Origin of the sequence: Phytobacter ursingii (genome assembly GCF_001022135.1) — a bacterium.
Classification (GTDB): domain Bacteria; phylum Pseudomonadota; class Gammaproteobacteria; order Enterobacterales; family Enterobacteriaceae; genus Phytobacter; species Phytobacter ursingii.
The window spans coordinates 2,942,136-2,962,633 of the sequence record NZ_CP011602.1 but is presented as its reverse complement, the minus strand read 5'-3'; the positions used below and the strand labels follow the sequence as shown (position 1 = coordinate 2,962,633).

At 54.9% G+C, this 20,498-nt stretch carries 20 protein-coding genes; 11 read left to right on the top strand and 9 right to left on the bottom strand.

Going from position 1 to position 20,498, the window contains the following annotated elements:
- Positions 1 to 6: 6 nt before the first annotated feature.
- From galE to modE, 3 genes are all read right to left on the bottom strand, one after another.
- Positions 7 to 1,023 (bottom strand): UDP-glucose 4-epimerase GalE, encoded by a 1,017-nt coding sequence (galE, locus tag AB182_RS17445; protein WP_047371216.1) that lies wholly within the window; start codon positions 1,021 to 1,023, stop codon positions 7 to 9.
- A 220-nt stretch (positions 1,024 to 1,243) separates the two neighbouring features.
- Complete coding sequence (gene modF / locus AB182_RS17440; protein WP_047371215.1) at positions 1,244 to 2,707, bottom strand: molybdate ABC transporter ATP-binding protein ModF; 1,464 nt, start codon at positions 2,705 to 2,707, stop codon at positions 1,244 to 1,246.
- 66 nt (positions 2,708 to 2,773) lie between these two features.
- Positions 2,774 to 3,562 carry a molybdenum-dependent transcriptional regulator gene (gene modE / locus AB182_RS17435; RefSeq protein WP_047371214.1) on the bottom strand — a complete coding sequence of 263 codons (789 nt, stop codon included), beginning with the start codon at positions 3,560 to 3,562 and terminating at the stop codon, positions 2,774 to 2,776.
- A 141-nt stretch (positions 3,563 to 3,703) separates the two neighbouring features.
- On the opposite strand from modE, the gene AB182_RS17430 reads away from it, so the two are divergent.
- The 5 genes from AB182_RS17430 to modC all read left to right on the top strand — a co-directional run bounded on the left by AB182_RS17430 (position 3,704) and on the right by modC (position 7,228).
- On the top strand, positions 3,704 to 4,300 hold the full coding sequence (locus AB182_RS17430; RefSeq protein WP_047371213.1) for a hypothetical protein: 597 nt from the start codon (positions 3,704 to 3,706) through the stop codon (positions 4,298 to 4,300).
- An 85-nt stretch (positions 4,301 to 4,385) separates the two neighbouring features.
- The gene (locus AB182_RS30800) at positions 4,386 to 4,535 is read left to right on the top strand and encodes an AcrZ family multidrug efflux pump-associated protein (RefSeq protein WP_047371212.1); all 150 of its coding nucleotides are present in this window, start codon (positions 4,386 to 4,388) and stop codon (positions 4,533 to 4,535) included.
- A 168-nt stretch (positions 4,536 to 4,703) separates the two neighbouring features.
- Positions 4,704 to 5,477 (top strand): molybdate ABC transporter substrate-binding protein, encoded by a 774-nt coding sequence (gene modA, locus AB182_RS17420; RefSeq protein WP_047371211.1) that lies wholly within the window; start codon positions 4,704 to 4,706, stop codon positions 5,475 to 5,477.
- A complete protein-coding gene (gene modB / locus AB182_RS31480; RefSeq protein WP_047371210.1) occupies positions 5,477 to 6,166 on the top strand; it encodes a molybdate ABC transporter permease subunit in 690 nt (229 codons plus the stop codon). Before modA ends, modB begins: the two co-directional genes overlap by 1 nt.
- A 3-nt stretch (positions 6,167 to 6,169) precedes the next feature.
- On the top strand, positions 6,170 to 7,228 hold the full coding sequence (gene modC / locus AB182_RS31475; RefSeq protein WP_047371209.1) for a molybdenum ABC transporter ATP-binding protein ModC: 1,059 nt from the start codon (positions 6,170 to 6,172) through the stop codon (positions 7,226 to 7,228).
- On the opposite strand, the gene AB182_RS17405 is transcribed toward modC, so the two are convergent.
- The gene (locus AB182_RS17405; protein ID WP_047371208.1) at positions 7,229 to 8,047 is read right to left on the bottom strand and encodes a pyridoxal phosphatase; all 819 of its coding nucleotides are present in this window, start codon (positions 8,045 to 8,047) and stop codon (positions 7,229 to 7,231) included.
- 149 nt (positions 8,048 to 8,196) lie between these two features.
- On the opposite strand from AB182_RS17405, the gene pgl reads away from it, so the two are divergent.
- A complete protein-coding gene (gene pgl, locus AB182_RS17400; RefSeq protein ID WP_047371207.1) occupies positions 8,197 to 9,192 on the top strand; it encodes a 6-phosphogluconolactonase in 996 nt (331 codons plus the stop codon).
- 53 nt (positions 9,193 to 9,245) lie between these two features.
- Here the strand turns inward: pgl and AB182_RS17395 are convergent, their stop codons facing one another.
- The 4 genes from AB182_RS17395 to bioA form a co-directional block, all read right to left on the bottom strand.
- Positions 9,246 to 10,529: a putative acyl-CoA thioester hydrolase gene (locus AB182_RS17395; RefSeq protein WP_047371206.1), complete on the bottom strand. Its 1,284-nt coding sequence runs from the start codon at positions 10,527 to 10,529 to the stop codon at positions 9,246 to 9,248.
- 113 nt (positions 10,530 to 10,642) lie between these two features.
- Positions 10,643 to 11,119 carry a kinase inhibitor gene (locus AB182_RS17390; protein WP_047371205.1) on the bottom strand — a complete coding sequence of 159 codons (477 nt, stop codon included), beginning with the start codon at positions 11,117 to 11,119 and terminating at the stop codon, positions 10,643 to 10,645.
- Between the two features lie 11 nt (positions 11,120 to 11,130).
- The gene (locus tag AB182_RS17385) at positions 11,131 to 11,811 is read right to left on the bottom strand and encodes a type 1 glutamine amidotransferase domain-containing protein (RefSeq protein ID WP_047371204.1); all 681 of its coding nucleotides are present in this window, start codon (positions 11,809 to 11,811) and stop codon (positions 11,131 to 11,133) included.
- Positions 11,812 to 11,880: 69 nt separating this feature from the next.
- Positions 11,881 to 13,188, bottom strand: coding sequence for an adenosylmethionine--8-amino-7-oxononanoate transaminase (gene bioA, locus AB182_RS17380; RefSeq protein WP_380081244.1), 1,308 nt, complete (start codon positions 13,186 to 13,188; stop codon positions 11,881 to 11,883).
- A gap of 68 nt (positions 13,189 to 13,256) precedes the next feature.
- Here bioA and bioB point away from each other — a divergent pair, with 68 nt between their 5' ends.
- Genes bioB through bioD form a run of 4 tightly spaced genes read left to right on the top strand, consistent with a single transcriptional unit; the run spans position 13,257 to position 16,902 of the window.
- Positions 13,257 to 14,297, top strand: coding sequence for a biotin synthase BioB (bioB, locus tag AB182_RS17375; RefSeq protein WP_047371202.1), 1,041 nt, complete (start codon positions 13,257 to 13,259; stop codon positions 14,295 to 14,297).
- Positions 14,294 to 15,448, top strand: coding sequence for an 8-amino-7-oxononanoate synthase (gene bioF, locus AB182_RS17370; protein WP_047371201.1), 1,155 nt, complete (start codon positions 14,294 to 14,296; stop codon positions 15,446 to 15,448). Before bioB ends, bioF begins: the two co-directional genes overlap by 4 nt.
- Positions 15,435 to 16,187, top strand: coding sequence for a malonyl-ACP O-methyltransferase BioC (gene bioC / locus AB182_RS17365; RefSeq protein ID WP_047371200.1), 753 nt, complete (start codon positions 15,435 to 15,437; stop codon positions 16,185 to 16,187). The genes bioF and bioC overlap by 14 nt, the downstream gene beginning before the upstream one ends.
- Positions 16,180 to 16,902 carry a dethiobiotin synthase gene (bioD, locus tag AB182_RS17360; protein ID WP_047371199.1) on the top strand — a complete coding sequence of 241 codons (723 nt, stop codon included), beginning with the start codon at positions 16,180 to 16,182 and terminating at the stop codon, positions 16,900 to 16,902. The genes bioC and bioD overlap by 8 nt, the downstream gene beginning before the upstream one ends.
- Here the strand turns inward: bioD and AB182_RS17355 are convergent.
- The gene (locus AB182_RS17355) at positions 16,844 to 17,566 is read right to left on the bottom strand and encodes an ABC transporter ATP-binding protein (protein WP_047371198.1); all 723 of its coding nucleotides are present in this window, start codon (positions 17,564 to 17,566) and stop codon (positions 16,844 to 16,846) included. The genes bioD and AB182_RS17355 overlap by 59 nt on opposite strands.
- A gap of 764 nt (positions 17,567 to 18,330) precedes the next feature.
- Here AB182_RS17355 and uvrB point away from each other — a divergent pair.
- Positions 18,331 to 20,352 carry an excinuclease ABC subunit UvrB gene (gene uvrB / locus AB182_RS17345; protein ID WP_047371196.1) on the top strand — a complete coding sequence of 674 codons (2,022 nt, stop codon included), beginning with the start codon at positions 18,331 to 18,333 and terminating at the stop codon, positions 20,350 to 20,352.
- Positions 20,353 to 20,498 lie beyond the last annotated feature (146 nt).

The window sequence follows — 20,498 nt, the reverse complement described above, 5'->3', positions numbered from 1 at the left end:
CTTCCTTTAATCGGTGTAGCCCTGCGGGTGGCGGGACTGCCAGCGCCAGGTATCTTGTGCCATCTCATCAAGCGTACGGGTCACACGCCAGCCCAGCTCATTATCCGCTTTGCTTGCATCCGCCCAGTAGGCGGGCAGATCGCCATCACGGCGGGGAGCGAAGTGGTACGCTATCGGTTTACCGCAGGCTTTGCTGAATGCGTTAACCACATCCAGCACACTGCTGCCAACGCCTGCGCCGAGGTTATAAATGTGGACGCCTTGCTTGCCCGCCAGTTTTTCCATCGCCGCAACGTGCCCGTCGGCCAAATCCATCACATGGATGTAATCGCGCACGCCGGTGCCATCAGGCGTAGGGTAATCATTACCGAATACGGCCAGAGAATCGCGACGGCCCACGGCCACCTGGGCGATGTAAGGCATCAGGTTGTTCGGGATACCCTGCGGGTCTTCACCCATATCTCCTGACGGATGGGCGCCCACCGGGTTGAAATAACGCAGCAGGGCAATGCTCCAGTCCGGCTGGGCTTTTTGCAGATCGGTCAGGATCTGCTCAACCATCAGCTTACTTTTGCCGTACGGGCTTTGCGGGGTGCCGGTCGGGAAACTTTCGACATACGGGATTTGCGGCTGATCGCCGTAGACCGTTGCGGAAGAGCTGAAAATGAGGTTTTTAACGTTAGCCGCGCGCATGGCATTCACCAGACGAAGGGTACCGTTGACGTTGTTATCGTAGTACTCCAGCGGTTTGGCGACGGATTCGCCAACGGCTTTCAGTCCTGCGAAGTGGATGACCGCTTCGATTGCATGATCGTGCAGGATTTCAGCCAGCAATGCTTCATCACGAATATCACCCTGGATAAACAGGGCGGATTTGCCCCCCAGGCGTTCAAGCACCGGCACGACACTGCGTTTACTGTTACACAGATTGTCGAGGATGATGACGTCGTGGCCATTTTGCAGCAGTTGTACACAGGTATGGCTTCCAATGTAACCGCTACCACCCGTAACCAGAACTTTCATATATCACTCCATCAGGCGTATGTTATGAATTAACTTTAGCATAACAGAGATGGCAAAACTGTGATATGTGATAAATTAGTGGAATCGTTTACACTGCAATGGGTCATGCATTAGCTGCCCACGTAACTGATTATAAAACAGATAAATAATGACGTAATGATGCATAAATTCTGAAAATGATATGAAACACAGGCAGGGCGGTGCCCCACCTGTGAAAAACTCAATCAAACGCGTAGCGCCAGCTGTCGCCCTCCGGGACAAATTGTAAGCGATGCGTGATACACGTCGGGGCATCGCTGGCATGGTGGGAGACAAACAATAATTGCGTTTCGCCTTCGCCAATCAGTACGTCAACAAAGCGGCGAATGAGCTGACGGTTCAGCGGATCCAGTCCTTGCAGCGGCTCATCAAGGATCAGTAACGTCGGATGTTTGACCAGCGCACGGACAATCAGCGCCAGGCGTTGCTGTCCCCATGACAGACTATGGAAAGGCGCATCGGCGGTTTTGGGGTTAAACCCCGCGAGGTCCAGCCACTGTTGCGCCAGCTTGCGCTGTTTATCCGAAACGGCCTGATAAATACCAATAGAGTCAAAATAGCCGGAAAGAACCACATTGCGCACGGTCGTACTGACGCGATAGTCAAGATGCAGACTGCTGCTGACGTAACCAATGTGCTTCTTTATATCCCAGATGGTCTCGCCGCTGCCGCGACGACGACCAAAAAGGGTTAAATCGTTGCTGTAGCCTTGCGCATGATCGCCCGTTACCAGACTAAGCAGCGTCGATTTTCCTGCGCCGTTCGGCCCGCTAATTTGCCAGTGTTCGCCCGGTCGAACGGTCCAGTCGAGGTGGTTGATAATCGGACGATCGTTATAGGAGACCACTCCATCTCTGAGGACAATCAGCGGCTCTCCGGGGATTAGTTGTGCGCGGGCTGGCGGCGCATCCGGTTCCGGCAGCGCCATTCCCGCCAGATTCTCGCTGTGCGCCAGTTGCGCGATAAGCGCCTGCTGTAACAGTGCTGATTTTTCGCCGACTTCCGTTAGCGCGCAGTCAGCCAGTACGCCCGCATTCTGTACAAAATCCGGAATTTCATCAAAGCGGTTCAGCACCAGCACCAGGGTGTAACCCTCCGCATTAAGCTCGGCGAGGAGGGCGGCGAGATTCTGCCGTGAAGTAACATCCAGGCCGTCAAAGGGCTCGTCAAGGATCAATAAATCGGGTTGTGACATCAGCGCCTGGCAGAGAAGCGTTTTGCGCGTCTCTCCCGTCGAGAGGTATTTAAAACGGCGCGAGAGCAGCGAAGTGATACCAAAACGTTCAGCCAGTTGCTGGCAGCGTGCGGCATCGTTAACCTCATCCTGGATGATTTCAGCGGTGGTGCGCCCGGTATCATCTTCACCGGGGCTTAGCATGTCGGTGTTATTGCGTTGCCACTCTTCACTGACCAGTTTTTGCAGTTGTTCGAATGACAGGCGGGTAATGCGCGAGAAGCTATTCTGGCGATCCCCTTTAAGGAGCGTCAACTCACCGGCCAGCGCTTTGGCCAGCGCCGATTTTCCGCTCCCGTTTGCGCCGACGAAAGCCCAGCTTTCACCCGACTGCAGCGTTAAATGATGAATCGACAGTGTCCGGGTGTCGCTCAGACGAAACGTACCTTGCGAAATTTGCAATGATGACATTATGTATCCCATTTTTTGCAGCGATACAAACAGGGATACGTGTTGGCAGGCAACTTGTCAATCTACTTAGCACAACGTGGCGAGAATGATCTTGTCAGCATTAAAATATGCGGTGACCTCAGCCTCTTCCTTTAGATCTTGCGCTTGTCGGGCGGGCACTGTCGCACATAACTGCTGGCCATCGGGAAGCGTCAGCAGCACTTCGCACTGTAATTCGCCACGCTCAATATGGCTGATCCGCCCCCGGAGCTGGTTATCGGCCTGTTGCGCAGTGGCGTGGTCGGTTGTGATGTCTACCCAGGGCGCTTTTAGTAGCACCAGCACCTCTTTGCCCTGGGTCAAATCCAGGCGTTGCACGCTTTGTGCAGTAATAGCGACGTTGAGAGATGTCGTACCATCCGCCAGAAGCACATTGACATGCTGCTGTACCTGCTGGTGGTCAAGGGCGGTAATGGTGCCAAACCATTGGTTACGGGCGCTGGTTTGCAGCGAAAAACGGGAAATGGCTGCCAGCAGGCTGTCCAATGGCATAGCATCGTCGTCGCTCAGTACATCAAACGCTTTTTGCTGAATCTGGCCGAGTAAATCATAGAGTTGAATAAGACGCTGGCCGTAGCGGGTAACGACTGCACCACCGCCGCCTTTTCCCCCTGTCGCACGTTCCACCAGCGTCTGTTCACTGAGCTGATTCATCTCATTGATGGCGTCCCAGGCACTTTTATAGCTGATGTTTGCATTCTTCGCCCCCTGGCTTATTGAACCCGTCTGTTCTATCTGTTTGAGTAAATGAATACGGCGCGGGTCTGCGAACAGCCGTTCCTGGAGTTTGAGGGTAAGAAGAATTTCAGCCTGCATAGCGTAGTGTCCTGATGCAAAAAGAATATTGTGAAGGAAAATCGACCTGTAGCCTAGTCTTCCCCCGCGAGCGTTGTTTTTCTAAAGATACTGTCACAATTGTCGATAGGGGAAAGAGACAACGCGCTGAAGGAACAGAATATGGCAGTTAAAAAACGCCCGGCCTTGCAAGGTGAGCTGGACGGGGCCTGTGGTTTTTACGCAATGGCGAACGGGATACATTTACTGGAACCTGAACTGGCGCTTCCGGAAATCTTCCCTGTCATTTTGCAGCAATATGTTTTTGATGGCGATCCGATGGGATTCGTGAACGGTATTGGCCGCGGTTCGCTTAAAAATACGCTGAGCCGGACGATGGCTCTGTTAAATACTGGGTACGAATTTTACGATCCGAAAACCCGCCAACAGTGGCAGTTCGCCTTTAGCATGCCCTACTGGCATAACGATAAACGCCGCGATCGTCGGGATATTCTCGATACGTTAAGCCTGGCGAATTATAAAGCGGGAAGGGTCGTTATTCAGGCTTACGATTATAATGATGGTGAGCAAGAATATAGCCACTGGACGGTCATTTCGAAAGTAACAGACGAAGGACTGGTCACCTGGGACTCAAGCAAAGAAGTGAAGTGCATTCCGTTTGATAAAATACGTGTCGATAGCAGGCAACATTCACATATTGCCCGCCCCTGGAATATTCGCAGCGCGGATATGTTTGTACTGAGCCGTCAGTCCCTGTAAAAGGTTACCGGCGATGGCACAAAAGGCGAGTGTTTTTCTGCCGGATGCGGTTAGAATGCCCCCTTAACACTAAATGGAGTTGACCATGTTTGAGTTATTGAAAAGCTTAGTTTTTGCCGTAATCATGGTCCCTGTGGTGATGGCTATCATCCTGGGGTTGATCTATGGCCTGGGTGAGGTATTCAACGTTTTTTCCACTGTTGGTCATCGCGACCGCCCCGCGCAACGCCGCTGAATTTAAAAAAACGCCCGCAATAGCGGGCGTTTTGCTATTCAAGATTGGCATAAGCTTGCCGATATCTCATAAGCCTCAGTAATTCTTGATGAGTATGATCTCCTCTGCCAAATCTCTGGTAGTATCGCTATATTTCGAAATATATAACGACACTCACAGGAGTTACAGATGGCACGTACATGGTTACGCCTTTTTGCCGGGGCGACTTTATCTCTCTCCGTTGCCGGACATGCGCTGGCTGATGAAGGGAAAATTACCGTTTTTGCGGCAGCATCGCTGACGAATGCAATGCAGGACATTGCCGCTGCGTATAAGAAAGAGAAAAACGTCGAGGTGGTTTCGTCGTTTGCCTCTTCTTCCACGCTGGCACGTCAAATCGAAGCAGGCGCGCCTGCGGATCTGTTCATTTCTGCAGACCAGAAATGGATGGATTATGCGGTAGATAAAAAGAGTATCGATACGGGGACGCGTGTAACGCTGCTGGGAAATAGCCTGGTTGTTGTGGCGCCGAAAAGCAGTACCCAGGGCGATATCACCGTTGATGCGACCACTGACTGGGCAAGCCTGCTGAAAGGCGGCCGCCTGGCGGTTGGCGATCCGGAGCACGTTCCGGCAGGTATCTATGCGAAAGAGGCGCTGCAAAAACTGGGGGCGTGGGATAAATTGTCCCCGAGCCTGGCGCCAGCAGAAGATGTACGTGGTGCTCTGGCACTGGTGGAACGAGGCGAAGCCCCGCTGGGTATCGTCTACGGTTCAGACGCCGTGGCTAGTAAGGGCGTGAAAGTGGTCGGGACTTTCCCGGAAAACTCTCACCAGAAAGTGGAATATCCGATGGCGATTACCGAAGGTCATAAAAACGCAACGGTTAGCGCGTTCTATGACTATCTGAAAACCCCGGAAGCTTCCGCCGTGTTTAAACGTTACGGATTTACGACACACTAATGATATTAACGGATCCTGAATGGCAGGCAGTGATACTTAGCCTGAAAGTTTCATCCCTCGCAGTTGTCATTAGCTTGCCCTTTGGGATTTTCTTTGCCTGGTTACTGGTGCGCTGTACCTTTCCAGGCAAAGCCTTGCTTGACAGCCTCCTTCATCTTCCCCTGGTTCTCCCCCCGGTTGTCGTGGGGTATTTATTACTTATTGCCATGGGAAGACGTGGATTTATCGGCCAGTGGCTCTATGACTGGTTCGGTATTACCTTCGCTTTTAGCTGGCGAGGCGCGGTTCTCGCGGCAGCGGTGATGTCATTTCCGCTGATGGTTCGTGCCATTCGTCTGGCGCTGGAAGGCGTTGACACTAAACTCGAGCAGGCTGCCCGTACCTTAGGGGCTGGACGCTGGCGGGTATTTATGACGATTACGCTGCCCCTGACCCTGCCGGGGATTATTGTCGGTACCGTGCTGGCCTTTGCCCGTTCACTGGGTGAGTTTGGCGCGACCATCACCTTTGTCTCAAACATTCCTGGCGAAACGCGCACCATTCCTTCGGCGATGTACACCCTCATTCAGACACCCGGCGGTGAGATGGCGGCGGCGCGCTTGTGTGTGATCTCCATTATTCTGGCGCTCGTTTCGCTGCTCATTTCTGAATGGCTGGCACGTATTAGCCGTGAACGGACCGGGAGATAACCTGTGCTGGAGCTGAATTTTAGTCAGACGCTGGGCACGCACCGTCTGCAGGTTGCCGAAAGCCTGCCAGCCAGCGGTATTACAGCGATATTTGGCGTATCGGGGGCAGGGAAAACCTCCCTTATCAATGCGATTAGCGGCTTAACGCGCCCGGATCAGGGCCGCATCGTGCTCAATGAGCGCGTATTGTATGACGCTGAGAAAAAAATCTGCCTGCCGCCGGAAAAGCGCCGGGTCGGTTATGTCTTCCAGGATGCGCGCCTGTTCCCGCACTACAACGTGCTGGGCAACTTGCGCTATGGCATGGCGAAATCCATGTCCGGTCAGTTTGACAAGCTGGTGACGCTACTGGGTATCGAACCGCTTTTAGACCGCCTCCCTGGCGGACTGTCGGGTGGGGAAAAGCAGCGCGTGGCGATTGGCCGCGCCCTGTTAACGGCGCCGGAATTGTTGCTGCTGGATGAGCCGCTGGCATCGCTGGATATCCCGCGTAAACGTGAACTGTTGCCCTATCTGCAACGTATGGCGCGTGAAATCAATATTCCCGTGCTCTATGTCAGCCACTCGCTGGATGAGATTTTGCACCTTGCCGATAAAGTGATGGTGCTGGAGGCGGGGACGGTGAAAGCGTTTGGTAACCTTGAAGATGTCTGGGGAAGCAGCGTGATGAACCCGTGGTTGCCGCAGGAGCAGCAAAGCAGCATTCTGAAAGTGAGCGTGCTGGAGCATCATCCGCATTATGCCATGACGGCGCTGGCGCTTGGCGACCAGCATATTTGGGTGAATAAACTGGATAAGCCGCTTCAGACTGCTGTGCGTATCCGTATACAGGCAACCGACGTGTCGCTGGTGCTGCAACCTTCCAGCAATACCAGCATTCGTAACACCCTGCGGGCGAAAGTGGTGCAAAACTACGATCTCGACGGGCAGGTGGAAGTACAACTGGATGTAGGCGGAAGGACGCTGTGGGCACGAATCAGCCCGTGGGCCAGGGATGAGCTGAACATCAAACCTGGCCTGTGGCTCTATGCGCAGATTAAGAGCGTATCGATAACCGCCTGATTAGAGCAGATGGCTATAGATAAAGCTGGCGATGCTGTCGGTAGTGTTGTCGCCAATCACAACGTTGGCGCGGGCTTTGACCGCGTCATCGGCATTTCCCATCGCGACCCCAAGGCCCGCCGCTTCCAGCATGCTGATGTCGTTGTAGTTGTCTCCGAATGCCACCACGTCTTTCATCGACAAGCCCTGTGAGTTGACCCACTCGGCCAGGCGCTTGCCTTTACTGTTGCCCGTCCGCGCGATATCAACCTGATCATGCCATGACCACTCGCACTCCAGTCCCAGCGTCTGCTCGACAGTGTGGGCAAATTGCTTGAGTTTACCGGTGTCTTCGTCGGTCAGGGCAAATTTCCAGATGGCGTCGACTTCACTGGCGGCAGCGCGCAGCGAGTCCACTTGGGTGAAGACCGGGCGCTGCTCCGGGGGCAGCGTTTGTGCCCAGTTATTGGTGCGGATGACATGCCCCGTTGGCTTTTCATAGAGCATGGCATTATCGACATACATCAGACCGTGAACGTCGTGGGATTCGAGCATCTCTATCAATTTAACGGCTTGCGAAACCGGCAAAGGATCGGCGGTTAACACTTTTTTTGCCTGATAATCATACAAATAAGTGCCGTTACAGCAAATTGCAGGTGTATCAAGCGCCAGTGCCTGATAAAAAGGATGGATGGCAACGTGATGCCGCCCGGTAACAATAATTAACTGATAGCCGGCTGCTTTTGCCCGGGCAAGCGCCTCGAGAGAAGAGGGGAGCAGCGTTTTTTTGGGGGTCAGTAAAGTACCGTCTAAATCCAGTGCTAATACACGCGAGGTCATGTCGTTTTCCGTGGTCAATGTTGAATTTGGCTTTTTCGGGATGGTACACCGAGTCGCGCCATGGGCAAAATTTGCGCGTGAAATTCAGCATTAACCACGAAAAAAGGCTATCCTGGTAAATTAACGCAGTATCAAGGAAAGGAGTATTCATGAAACAAACCGTTTATACCGCCAGCCCGGAAAGTCAGCAAATTCATGTCTGGCGTTTGAATCCCGAAGGCACCCTGACGCTTGTGCAGGTGGTGGATGTTCCCGGCCAGGTTCAGCCGATGGTCATAAGCCCGGATAAACGTTACCTCTACGTGGGTGTACGCCCGGAATTCCGCGTTATTGCTTATCGTATTGCGCCAGACGACGGCGCGCTGACTTACACCGCAGAAGCGTCTCTGCCAGGCAGCCCGACGCACATCTCCACCGATCACAGTGGCCGTTTCCTGTTTAGCGGCTCCTATAATGCCGGTTGTGTCAGCGTGACCCGCCTCGACGACGGCGTGCCGACCGAGACCCTGGACGTAGTCGAAGGGCTGGAAGGTTGTCATTCCGCCAATATTTCACCTGACAACCGCACCCTGTGGGTTCCGGCGCTGAAACAAGATCGTATTTGCTTGTTTACGCTGTCCGAAGACGGCCACCTGCAACCGCAAGACCCGGCGGAAGTGACCACCGTTGAAGGCGCAGGCCCACGCCATATCGCCTTCCATCCGAACAAACGCTTTGCCTACTGTGTGAATGAACTGAACAGCTCTGTCGATGTATGGCAATTGAGCGACGCGCACGGCAAGATTGAATGTGTGCAGACGCTGGATATGATGCCAGCTGACTTTTCCGATACCCGCTGGGCGGCGGATATCCATATTACGCCGGATGGCCGTCACCTGTATGCCTGCGACCGTACCGCCAGCCTGATCACCGTGTTCAGCGTGTCCGAAGACGGCAGCGTACTGGCTATCGAGGGTTTCCAGCCGACAGAAACACAGCCACGTGGCTTCAACGTTGATCACAGCGGTAAATTCCTGATTGCGGCAGGGCAGAAATCCCACCATATCGCGTTGTACGAAATTACCGGCGAACAGGGGCTGCTGACTGAGAAATCCCGTTATGCGGTAGGCCAGGGGCCAATGTGGGTTGTGGTGAACGCCTTCTGATTTTCAGAGATAAAAAAACCTCGCCGTGGCGAGGTTTTTTCGTTTCAGACTGCTTACTTTTTCGGTTCAGCAACAACCTGGCTGCCTGTGCCGCGGTTGTTGAATTCCCACATGCGGTTGAAGCGCGCGTCGTTCAACTGACGCTGGATATTACCTTTATCATCCACCGCACCCGTATTACCGGCAAACGCACGACCTGACGCCGCAGCGGCAGCCCACGGCTTCGCCACGTTGAAACCTTCATTGATTACGCTATCGCGAATCACAACCTGGCCGTTGGTGTTGGCATCCACGTCCAGAGAGCGGCCCAGTTGCGCTACGCCATTACCGGTAGCGGTGAAGCGGCTGTTGGTCGCCAGGAAACCGAAATTAACGCTGGACAGGGTTGCTGGCGCGAACACATAGCCTTCTTGCTGGGTACGGGAGTTCACAACACGGAAATCGGTGTTATCAAACACAACCGCACCACGGCCTGCAACGATATCCACATCCCCTTCTACATAGCTGTTGGTCACCAGCGTACGGGTCTGGCGATCGTTACGCAGGGTGTTATCGACACCGCTGTTGGTCACGAAGAAGGTATTCTGGCGGCCCAGAATATTGACGTTATTCAACTGGACTTTGTCGCCATCGCTACGGAACGCAACCGCCTGGTGGTTACCGGCGTCAACGCTGTCGCCAAGGCTGTTCTGGATGGTCAGGTTCTGCAGTTGCAGCCCATTGTTCTGTGACCAGAAAACAGCGGAACACATCACGCCAACGGTAGCGTTGCGATTGCTCTGGCATTTATCAAACATGTACCAGGCAGGTTTACCCGGCATGTATTTGCCTGATGGATTGACCAGTTTACGCCAGGTCGTGCTGTCCATCTCAGAGTCGATAGCCAGACCGATTTTCACGTCCAGCGGTTTTTCGCCGGTACCGTAAATGGTCACGCTGCCGGACGCCGCCGGAACATAGACCGTGCCTTCGTAATCACCCGGCATCACGGCAATGAACTGACGATCGCTGGAGTGTTTGTTGATGGCCGCGTCAACCGCTGCCTGAATCGTGTTGTGCGTTACGCCAGGCGTACCCGCCGGGCCAACCACGAAGTTTGCCTGTGCCGGCAGACGGATAGCATAAGGCTTCCATGCGGCCGCGTTTGGCGTCAGATCGGCAAAATAGTTAGCGGCAACGAAGTTTTTTGCTTCGCCTTCGGTCAGGATCGGACGAGAAGCCGTGCCCGGGGCAGTTTGTTGAGAAGGCAGTTGATCCGGCGGCGTTGAGCTACAGGCGGTCAGTGTCACGCCAAAAGCCAGTGCCAGCGTCAGACGAGAAACCGAGAATGTGTTCAAGGGGTACTCCAGCTGTGCAAGTTTAAATGATTTCGTCAGAAGCCTGCTTTTTTATACTAAGTTGAGCGAAACGGGAAGCCGATTGTGCAAATCGGCTTCAAATGAATGGATTTTTAGCTAAAAAGGGCGGTAATCGAGGCGCTGGCGATAGCGTGGAAATGCACATTAAAGCCCACCATTGCGCCACTGGCGTCGGCATCCACATCAATAGCCGGCACATCCAGGGCATAAACGGTGAAAATATAGCGGTGGGTTTCCCCTTTCGGCGGCGCCGCGCCGCCATAGCCGGCTTTGCCAAAATCGGTACGCGTCTGGATAGCGCCATCCGGCAGCGCGCTTATTCCGGAACCTGCTCCTTGCTGCAATACGCGAGTCCCGGCGGGCACGTTGGCGACGACCCAGTGCCACCAGCCAGAACCCGTTGGGGCATCCGGGTCGTAGCAGGTTATGACAAAGCTTTTGGTTGCGGCCGGAACCTCATCCCAGGCCAGATGCGGCGAAATATTGTCGCCGTCGTAGCCCATGCCGTTGAAGACATGACGGTGGGGCAATTTGCCCCCGTCCTGTAAATCATGACTGATAAGCTTCATTTCTCCCCCTGTCAGCGATGCAATAACTTGACGATTTCCTGTGCGGCGGCGGCCGACGATGCCGGGTTTTGCCCGGTCACCAGGTGACCGTCGGTTATCGCATACACGCCCCAGTCATCACCGCGCTCGTACAAGCCGCCGGCCTGCTTTAACGCATCCTCAACGAGAAATGGCACAACCTGTGTCAGGCCGACGGCTTCTTCTTCGCTATTGCTAAAACCTGTCACGCGTTTGCCCTCTACCAGTGGACTGCCATCTGGCTTATGGGCATGGCGCAGCACGCCCGGCGCGTGACAGACGGTTCCTACCGGCTTGCCTTCGGCCCAGTATTTTTCGATAAGTGCGATAGAGACAGGGTGTTCCGCCAGGTCCCACAGCGGGCCGTGACCGCCGGGATAAAACACGGCGTCATAATCCCCGGCAGCGATATCACTCAGTTTTTGCGTGTTCGCCAGGGCGAACTGCGCGGCGTTGTCTTTGCGAAAGCGCTCGGTGTCCTGGGTTTGGGCATCGGGTGCATCACTTTTCGGATCCAGCGGCGGTTGCCCGCCTGCGGGGGTTGCGAGGACGACTTCCAGTCCTGCATCGCGAAAAATGTAATAAGGTGCGGCAAATTCTTCCAGCCAAAAACCGGTCTTTTGCCCGGTGTCGCCGAGGGTGTCATGCGAGGTCAGTATCATTAAAATCGCCATTGTTCCTCCTGATTCCGGGATAAGTTAACCCTCCAGAGTGTAGCATCCCGTCATCAGGTGGGCGTTAAATCAGACAATGAACATCTCGTCCATGGCAACGGCGGCATTCACTGCCTGGGTTAAGCGCGTCAGTTGTTTAGCGCTAATGGTATAAGGCGGCATCAGATAAATGAGGCGGCCAAACGGGCGGATCCATACGCCTTGTCCGACAAAGAAACGTTGCAGCGCCGCCATATTCACTGGCTGTTTGGTCTCCACCACGCCGATTGCGCCCAATATGCGAACGTCAGCGACGTTGCCACTCTTGCTTGTAACAGAAAGCTCTTCGCGTAACTGGCGTTCAATCGCAGCCACCTGGGATTGCCATTCGCCGCTTTCCAGCAGCGCCAGACTGGCAGTTGCGACCGCACAGGCCAACGGATTGCCCATAAACGTCGGACCATGCATAAAGCAGCCCGCTTCACCGTTGCTGATCGTTTCGGCCACATGTCGCGTCGTGAGCGTGGCGGAAAGCGTCATCGTGCCGCCGGTTAATGCCTTGCCAAGACAGAGAATATCCGGGGCGATACCGGCGTGTTCGCAGGCAAACAGCTTGCCGGTGCGACCAAAGCCGGTAGCGATCTCATCGGCAATCAGCAATATCCCTTCCCGGTCACACATTTTACGGATCCGCTTAAGCCACTCAGGGTGGTACATGCGCATTCCCCCAGCGCCCTGGACGATGGGCTCAAGGATCACCGCGGCGATCTCATGGCGATGTGCGGCCATCAGGCGGGCAAAACCCACCATATCGCGCTCGTCCCAAACGCCGTCGAAACGGCTTTGCGGCGCCGGAGCGAAGAGGTTTTGCGGCAGGTAGCCCTGCCACAGGCTATGCATGGAATTATCCGGATCGCATACGGACATCGCGCCAAAGGTGTCGCCGTGATAGCCGTTACGGAAAGTGAGAAACCGCTGCCTGGGTTCGCCTTTCGCCTGCCAGTATTGCAGGGCCATTTTCATCGCCACTTCCACGGCCACCGAGCCAGAGTCAGCGAGGAAAACACACTCCAGATTCTCCGGGGCCATCGCCACCAGTTTACGGCACAGGGTTATGGCGGGTGAGTGGGTGATGCCGCCAAACATCACATGCGACATGACGTCAATTTGCGCTTTCATCGCCGCGTTTAGCGTTGGGTGATTGTAGCCGTGAATGGCAGCCCACCAGGAAGACATCCCATCCACCAGGCGCTCGCCGCTGGCAAGTGTCAGTTCGCATCCATGTGCGGATTGCACCGGATAAACCGGCAGAGGAGAGGTCATGGAAGTGTATGGGTGCCAGATATGGCGCTGGTCAAAGGCGAGATCGTCCGTTGTCATAATCGACTTGTAAACCAAATTAAAAAGATTTAGGTTTACAAGTATAACCCGAATCGAGATTCAACAACACCCTTTGGAGAAGCCCAATGGCTCACCAGACACGCTGGACAATGTCGCAAGTCGCCGCCCTGTTTGAAAAACCTCTGCTGGAACTGCTGTTTGAAGCGCAGCAAGTTCATCGCCAGCATTTTGATCCCCGCCAGGTGCAGGTCAGTACGCTGCTGTCGATCAAGACCGGGGCCTGCCCGGAAGACTGCAAATACTGTCCGCAAAGCGCCCGCTACAAAACCGGGCTCGATGCGGAAAGATTGATGGAGGTGGAGCAGGTACTGGAGTCTGCCCGTAAGGCGAAAAAGGCCGGTTCAACGCGCTTTTGTATGGGCGCTGCCTGGAAGAACCCGAACGATCGCGATATGCCCTATCTGGAACAGATGGTTGAAGGGGTCAAAGCCATGGGACTGGAAGCCTGTATGACGCTCGGCACGCTCACGGACAACCAGGCGCAGCGTCTGGCTCAAGCCGGGCTGGATTACTACAACCACAACCTGGACACCTCGCCGGAGTTTTACGGCAATATCATCACCACCCGTACCTATCAGGAGCGCCTGGATACGCTCGATAAAGTGCGTGATGCGGGAATCAAGGTCTGTTCTGGCGGGATTGTAGGGCTGGGCGAAACGGTGACCGATCGCGCCGGGTTACTGCTGCAACTGGCTAACTTACCCACACCACCGGAAAGCGTGCCCATCAACATGCTGGTGAAAGTCAAAGGCACGCCGTTGGCGGAGAATGAGGATGTCGATGCCTTTGATTTTATTCGTACTATTGCTGTTGCGCGTATCATGATGCCCACCTCGCACGTGCGTCTGTCCGCAGGGCGCGAGCAGATGAACGAACAGACTCAGGCCATGTGCTTTATGGCCGGCGCAAACTCTATCTTCTACGGCTGCAAACTGTTGACCACGCCGAACCCGGAAGAGGACAAAGACCTGCAACTGTTCCGCAAGCTGGGGTTGAATCCGCAGCAGACCGAAGTACTCAACGGCGACAAGGCGCAGCAGGAGCAACTGGAACAGCAGCTCATGAATGCGGACACCGCGCAGTATTACAATGCGGCTGTGGTATGAGCTGGCAACAGCGTATTGATGAGGCGTTAGCCATCCGCAGGCAGGCCGATGCCTTGCGTACACGCCAGTGCGTGGATCAGGGCGCCGGGCGCTGGCTGATTCGTGACGGGCAACGTTATCGCAACTTCTCCAGTAACGATTATCTGGGCTTAAGCCAGCATCCGGCGCTGATTCTCGCCTGGCAACAAGCGGCGGAAAAATACGGGGTTGGCAGCGGCGGCTCTGGCCACGTGAGCGGTTACACCCTGGCACACCAGCAGCTCGAAGCCGGGCTTGCCGACTGGCTGGGGTATCCGCGCGCGTTGCTGTTTATCTCGGGATTTGCCGCTAATCAGGCGGTGATTGCCGCGCTCGGTAATAAAGACGATCGCATCGTTGCCGACAGGCTAAGCCACGCCTCGTTGCTGGAGGCGGCAAACTTAAGCCCGGCGGCATTGCGCCGCTTTGCCCATAACGATGCCACGCATCTCGCGACGTTGCTGGCAAAACCCATCGGCGGCGAACAACTGGTCGTCACCGAAGGGGTGTTCAGTATGGACGGCGATAGCGCGCCGCTGGCGGATATCGCCCGGGTAACCCGACAGGCAAACGGCTGGCTGATGGTCGACGATGCGCATGGCATTGGAGTATGCGGCGACGAGGGGCGCGGTAGCTGTGATGTCCACCAGATCACGCCGGATATCCTGATTGTCACCTTCGGCAAAGGGATCGGTGTGAGTGGCGCGGCGATACTGTGCAGCGCGTCGCTGGCCGATTATCTGACACAGTTTGCCCGCCATCTGATTTACAGCACCAGTATGCCGCCCGCACAGGCCGCAGCCATCAGCGCTTCGCTTGCGGTGATTCGTTCCGAAGAGGGTGCGCAACGGCGACATAAACTGAATGCGCTGATTGCACAATTTCGCGCGGGTGCGAAGGCGCAAAACCTGGCGGTGACCGCGTCTGACAGCGCCATTCAGCCGCTGATCGTCGGCGAAAACAGCCGCACGCTGGAGCTGGCCACGCAGTTACGGGCGCACGGCTGTTGGGTGACTGCGATTCGCCCGCCAACCGTCCCGCCAGGCACTGCCCGGTTGCGCTTAACGCTCACTGCCGCCCACGAGCCGGAAGATATTGAGCAGTTACTGGAGATATTGCATGACGCGCGTTGATAAACAAGCCATCGCCGATACTTTCGGTCGCGCCGCTCGCAGCTACGACCAGCACAACGGATTACAGCAGCAGAGCGCAGAATTACTGCTTTCCCGTCTCCATTCAGCCCCTGTTGCTCAGGTACTGGATGCCGGATGCGGGCCAGGATTGCTGAGCCGCTACTGGCGAGAGCAGGGGGCGCGGGTAACGGCACTGGATATCTCCCTGCCTATGCTGGAGGAGGCCCGGCGCAGGCAGGCGGCCGAACGGTACGTGCAGGCGGATATCGAAGCCATGCCTTTTACTGACGCTGAATTTTGTCTTGCCTGGAGTAACCTGGCGGTGCAGTGGTGTGATGATGTGCGCCGGGCGCTGGCGGAGTTATACCGCGTGGTGCGCCCCGGCGGACACATTGCCTTTACCACCCTGGTGAGCGGTTCGCTGCCTGAACTGAATCAGGCGTGGCGGGCGATTGATGACCAGCCGCATGCCAATCGCTTTCTGCCCGCGGCGCAAATCCACGACGCTTTATCAGGCTGGCGCTATCAGGCGGGCATTGAGCCAGTCACTCTCTCTTTTGCCGGTGCGCTTGAGGCCATGCGATCGCTAAAAGGGACGGGAGCTACTCATCTGCATGCCGGGCGCAGGCAAGGGCTGACGCGCGGAGGGCTGCAACGCTTACAGCTGGCCTGGCCGCAACAGCAGGGGACATTCCCGCTGACCTATCAACTTTTCTGGGGAGTCATCACACGTGACTGAACGCTATTTTGTCACCGGCACGGATACCGAGGTCGGAAAAACCGTGGCGAGCTGCGCGCTCTTGCAGGCGGCAAATCTTCTGGGACGGCGAAGCGCGGGTTACAAACCGGTGGCCTCGGGCAGCGAAATGACCGCGCAGGGGCTGCGCAACAGTGACGCACTGGCTTTGCAGCGCAACAGCAGCGTTATGCTCGATTATGCTTTGGTAAACCCCTGGACCTTTGCGGAGCCGACATCGCCACACATTGTCAGCGCGGAGTCCGACATGCCCATTACGCTCGAAGGACTGTCTGACGGACTGCGGACGCTGGAAACGCAGGCCGACTGGGTACTAACAGAAGGGGCCGGGGGGTGGTTTACGCCGCTTTCAGAGACATGGACTTTTGCCGACTGGGTGGTGGCAGAACAATTGCCGGTGATTCTGGTGGTGGGCGTTAAACTTGGGTGTATTAACCATGCGATGTTGACCGCACAGGCGATAGAGCAGGCGGGGTTGCGCTTTGCCGGCTGGATTGCCAATGATGTTCAGCCACCGGGCAAACGTCATACCGAGTATCTTGCGACGCTACGGCGCGTGTTGAAAGCACCTTTGATCGGGGAGATCCCCTGGCTTGCCCACGCGCCGTTCGCTACACAAAACGGTCATTATCTCGATCTCAACGTGCTGAATCAGGCGACATCCAGTGCGACAGAAGCTGGTCATCCAGTTGTCTGACATCCCCTTCGGCAACGTTGCGACCACGATGTAACAGACAGAAACGGTCGGCAACCCGGCGGATAAACGACAGATGCTGTTCGGCCAGCAGGATAGTCATACCGAAATCCTGGTTGAGCCGGACAAGTAAATTGCCGAGTTTATGGATAAACGCCTGTCCAAGCCCGCGCGTGGGTTCGTCCAGAATCAGCAGTCGCGGGCGATTGACGAGGGCGCGTGCCATCGCCAGCTGATGCTGATTATCCTCAGACAGCCCTGCTCCTTTCACCTGACGTAGTCCGTACAGTTCGGGAAACAGGTCATAGACCTCACGATTGACGGTGCTGCGGGGCTCTCCACAGGCAAGCATAGCGATATGCAGATTCTCCTCGACGGTCATTTGTGAAAATATTCGTCTGTCCTGGGGAACATAACCTATCCCCATTGCACTGCGATGTTCCGCCTGCAAGTTCAGTAAATCCCTGGGGGGGCCTCCTGCCTCTTGCCAGACCATGCTACCGCTCTCCACGGGCAAATAACCGGTAATACAATTTATTAACGTTGTTTTGCCCATCCCTGGGAGGCCGATAACAGAGGTGCATACGCCGGGGGAAAGATCGAGATCGACATTCCATAGCGTATGTTGATTGCCGTAATACTGATTGACTGCACGTAAGCTCAACACGGTTCGCTCCTTATCTCTGATCGGATGACAGAGAAGTTGTTATTCAGTTCAGTGCAAAAGGCTTGCCAGAACATGAAAACAGGCTTTTTTTCGGAACCCACTGATGAATGAGAGAGTTAAAGCGGGTATTGCGCCTCGCAGGCGAAAATATATGCTCTTTGACAGTGCCGGGGCTGGCAGGAAATGGTGCATTCGATCGGCAAAATGTGAGCACGATCGCATGATAATTCGCCGTTTCGTTAGCAGATATTCTGCAAAAATAAGCGAGAAAAAATTTTTACTGGCCTCAAACAGGCTCAGGGGACGTTTCAGGCGACAGGCGAAGCATATGGGCTGGAAGCAGTTATCCACTATTCCTGTGGATAACCTTGTGCATTAGAGTTAGAAAAAGTGCGAGAAGCGAGTAAACACGCGGCTTGCGCCTGAATTGCTGCGAAAGGCGTCTTTTGAAATATTTCTTTATTTTTTAATTAGTTAAATAAAAGCAATCCTTGTAAGAAATCTGTCACCCATTGCCATAAAACTTTCATTACCAGGCTTGACAAGTGTTAAAAAAGGAAATGTTCTGGGGATAACCCGCTTTTGCTGGTGTTTTGTACCGTCAGGGGTGATTTTCCAGGTGTGCTGCTCGTGCTCTGCCTGTGAGTAGAAGATATTCCTGATTGCGCCACTGTTTTTACATCCAGTATTTTTTATTGGCAAATCTCGCTGTGGTGAGTAAAATTACTTTCCTGCCCGCTCATTCCTTCATCAGGTAGCCGTCCATGAGTAAACCATTCAAACTGAATTCCGCTTTTCGACCCTCTGGCGATCAGCCAGAAGCTATTCGTCGCCTGGAAGAGGGGCTCGAAGACGGTCTGGCTCATCAGACTTTGCTGGGCGTGACCGGTTCAGGGAAAACGTTCACCGTGGCGAATGTTATTGCCGATTTACAGCGCCCGACGATGGTGCTGGCACCGAACAAAACCCTTGCGGCGCAGCTCTATGGCGAAATGAAAGAGTTCTTTCCCGATAACGCCGTGGAATATTTCGTCTCCTATTATGACTACTATCAGCCGGAAGCCTATGTGCCGAGTTCGGACACATTTATCGAAAAAGACGCCTCGGTGAACGAGCACATTGAGCAGATGCGTCTGTCGGCTACCAAGGCGCTGCTTGAACGTCGTGATGTGATCGTGGTGGCATCGGTCTCCGCAATTTACGGTCTGGGCGATCCGGATCTGTATCTGAAGATGATGTTGCACCTGACCAAAGGAATGATCATCGATCAGCGCTCCATACTGCGTCGTCTGGCTGAGTTGCAGTACACCCGCAATGACCAGGCGTTTCAGCGCGGCACCTTTCGTGTGCGCGGCGAGGTGATCGATATCTTCCCGGCGGAATCGGACGATATTGCCCTGCGCGTTGAGCTGTTTGATGAGGAAGTGGAGCGGCTGTCGCTGTTTGACCCGCTGACCGGGCACGTCGAGTCCACCATCCAGCGCTTTACCGTTTACCCCAAAACCCACTACGTCACCCCACGTGAGCGCATCGTTCAGGCGATGGAAGAGATCAAGGTCGAACTGGTCGAGCGTCGCAAGGTGCTGCTGGAGAACAATAAACTGCTGGAAGAACAGCGGTTGACCCAGCGTACGCAGTTTGATCTGGAGATGATGAATGAGTTGGGGTATTGCTCCGGTATCGAAAACTACTCGCGTTACCTTTCCGGGCGCGGGCCGGGCGAGCCGCCGCCCACGCTATTTGATTACCTTCCGGCGGATGGCCTGCTGGTGATTGATGAATCCCACGTCACCATTCCGCAAATTGGCGGTATGTTCCGCGGCGACCGTGCGCGTAAAGAGACGCTGGTGGAGTACGGCTTCCGTCTGCCGTCCGCGCTCGATAACCGTCCACTGAAATTCGAGGAATTCGAGGCGCTGGCACCGCAAACCATTTATGTGTCGGCGACGCCGGGCAACTATGAGCTGGAAAAATCTGGCGGCGAGGTCATTGACCAGGTTGTACGTCCGACCGGGTTGCTCGATCCGATTATCGAAGTGCGACCGGTAGCCACCCAGGTGGACGACCTGCTCTCCGAAATCCGCAAACGCGCCGCCATCAACGAGCGTGTGCTGGTCACGACACTGACCAAACGCATGGCGGAAGATTTGACTGAATACCTGGAAGAACACGGTGAGCGAGTGCGTTACCTGCACTCCGATATCGATACGGTTGAACGTATGGAGATTATCCGTGATTTACGTCTTGGCGAGTTCGATGTGCTGGTGGGCATCAACCTCCTGCGTGAAGGTCTGGATATGCCGGAAGTGTCGTTGGTGGCGATTCTGGATGCGGATAAAGAAGGGTTCCTGCGTTCTGAGCGTTCGCTGATTCAGACCATTGGTCGTGCGGCGCGTAACGTTAACGGGAAGGCCATTCTCTATGGCGACAAAATTACCCCGTCCATGGCGAAGGCGATGGGAGAAACCGAGCGTCGTCGCGAGAAACAGCAGCAGTACAACGAAGAACACGGCATCACCCCGCAGGGTTTGAACAAAAAAGTGGTGGATATTCTGAGCCTCGGCGAGAGTCTGGCGAAGACCAAAGGCAAAGGTCGCGGGAAATCGCGGACGCCGGCTCAGGTGGAAGCCGCCGAACTGGCGTTAACCCCAAAAGCGCTGCAGCAGAAAATTCACGAGCTGGAAGGACAGATGATGCAGCATGCGCAGAATCTCGAATTCGAAGAGGCAGCGAAATGCCGCGATCAGCTGCATCAATTGCGGGAATTGTTTATTGCCGCCTCGTAACAAGAGGCCGGTCACGAAATTCACCTGCGCATCTTAATGTTTGCTTAATGAAAGCCGATTACTCTCCTGTGAAAAATCAGGAGAGTACCTATGCACAAAGAAAACCTGGCTCAGTATCTGGCCGTTGCCCTGTCTCTTGCCATCAT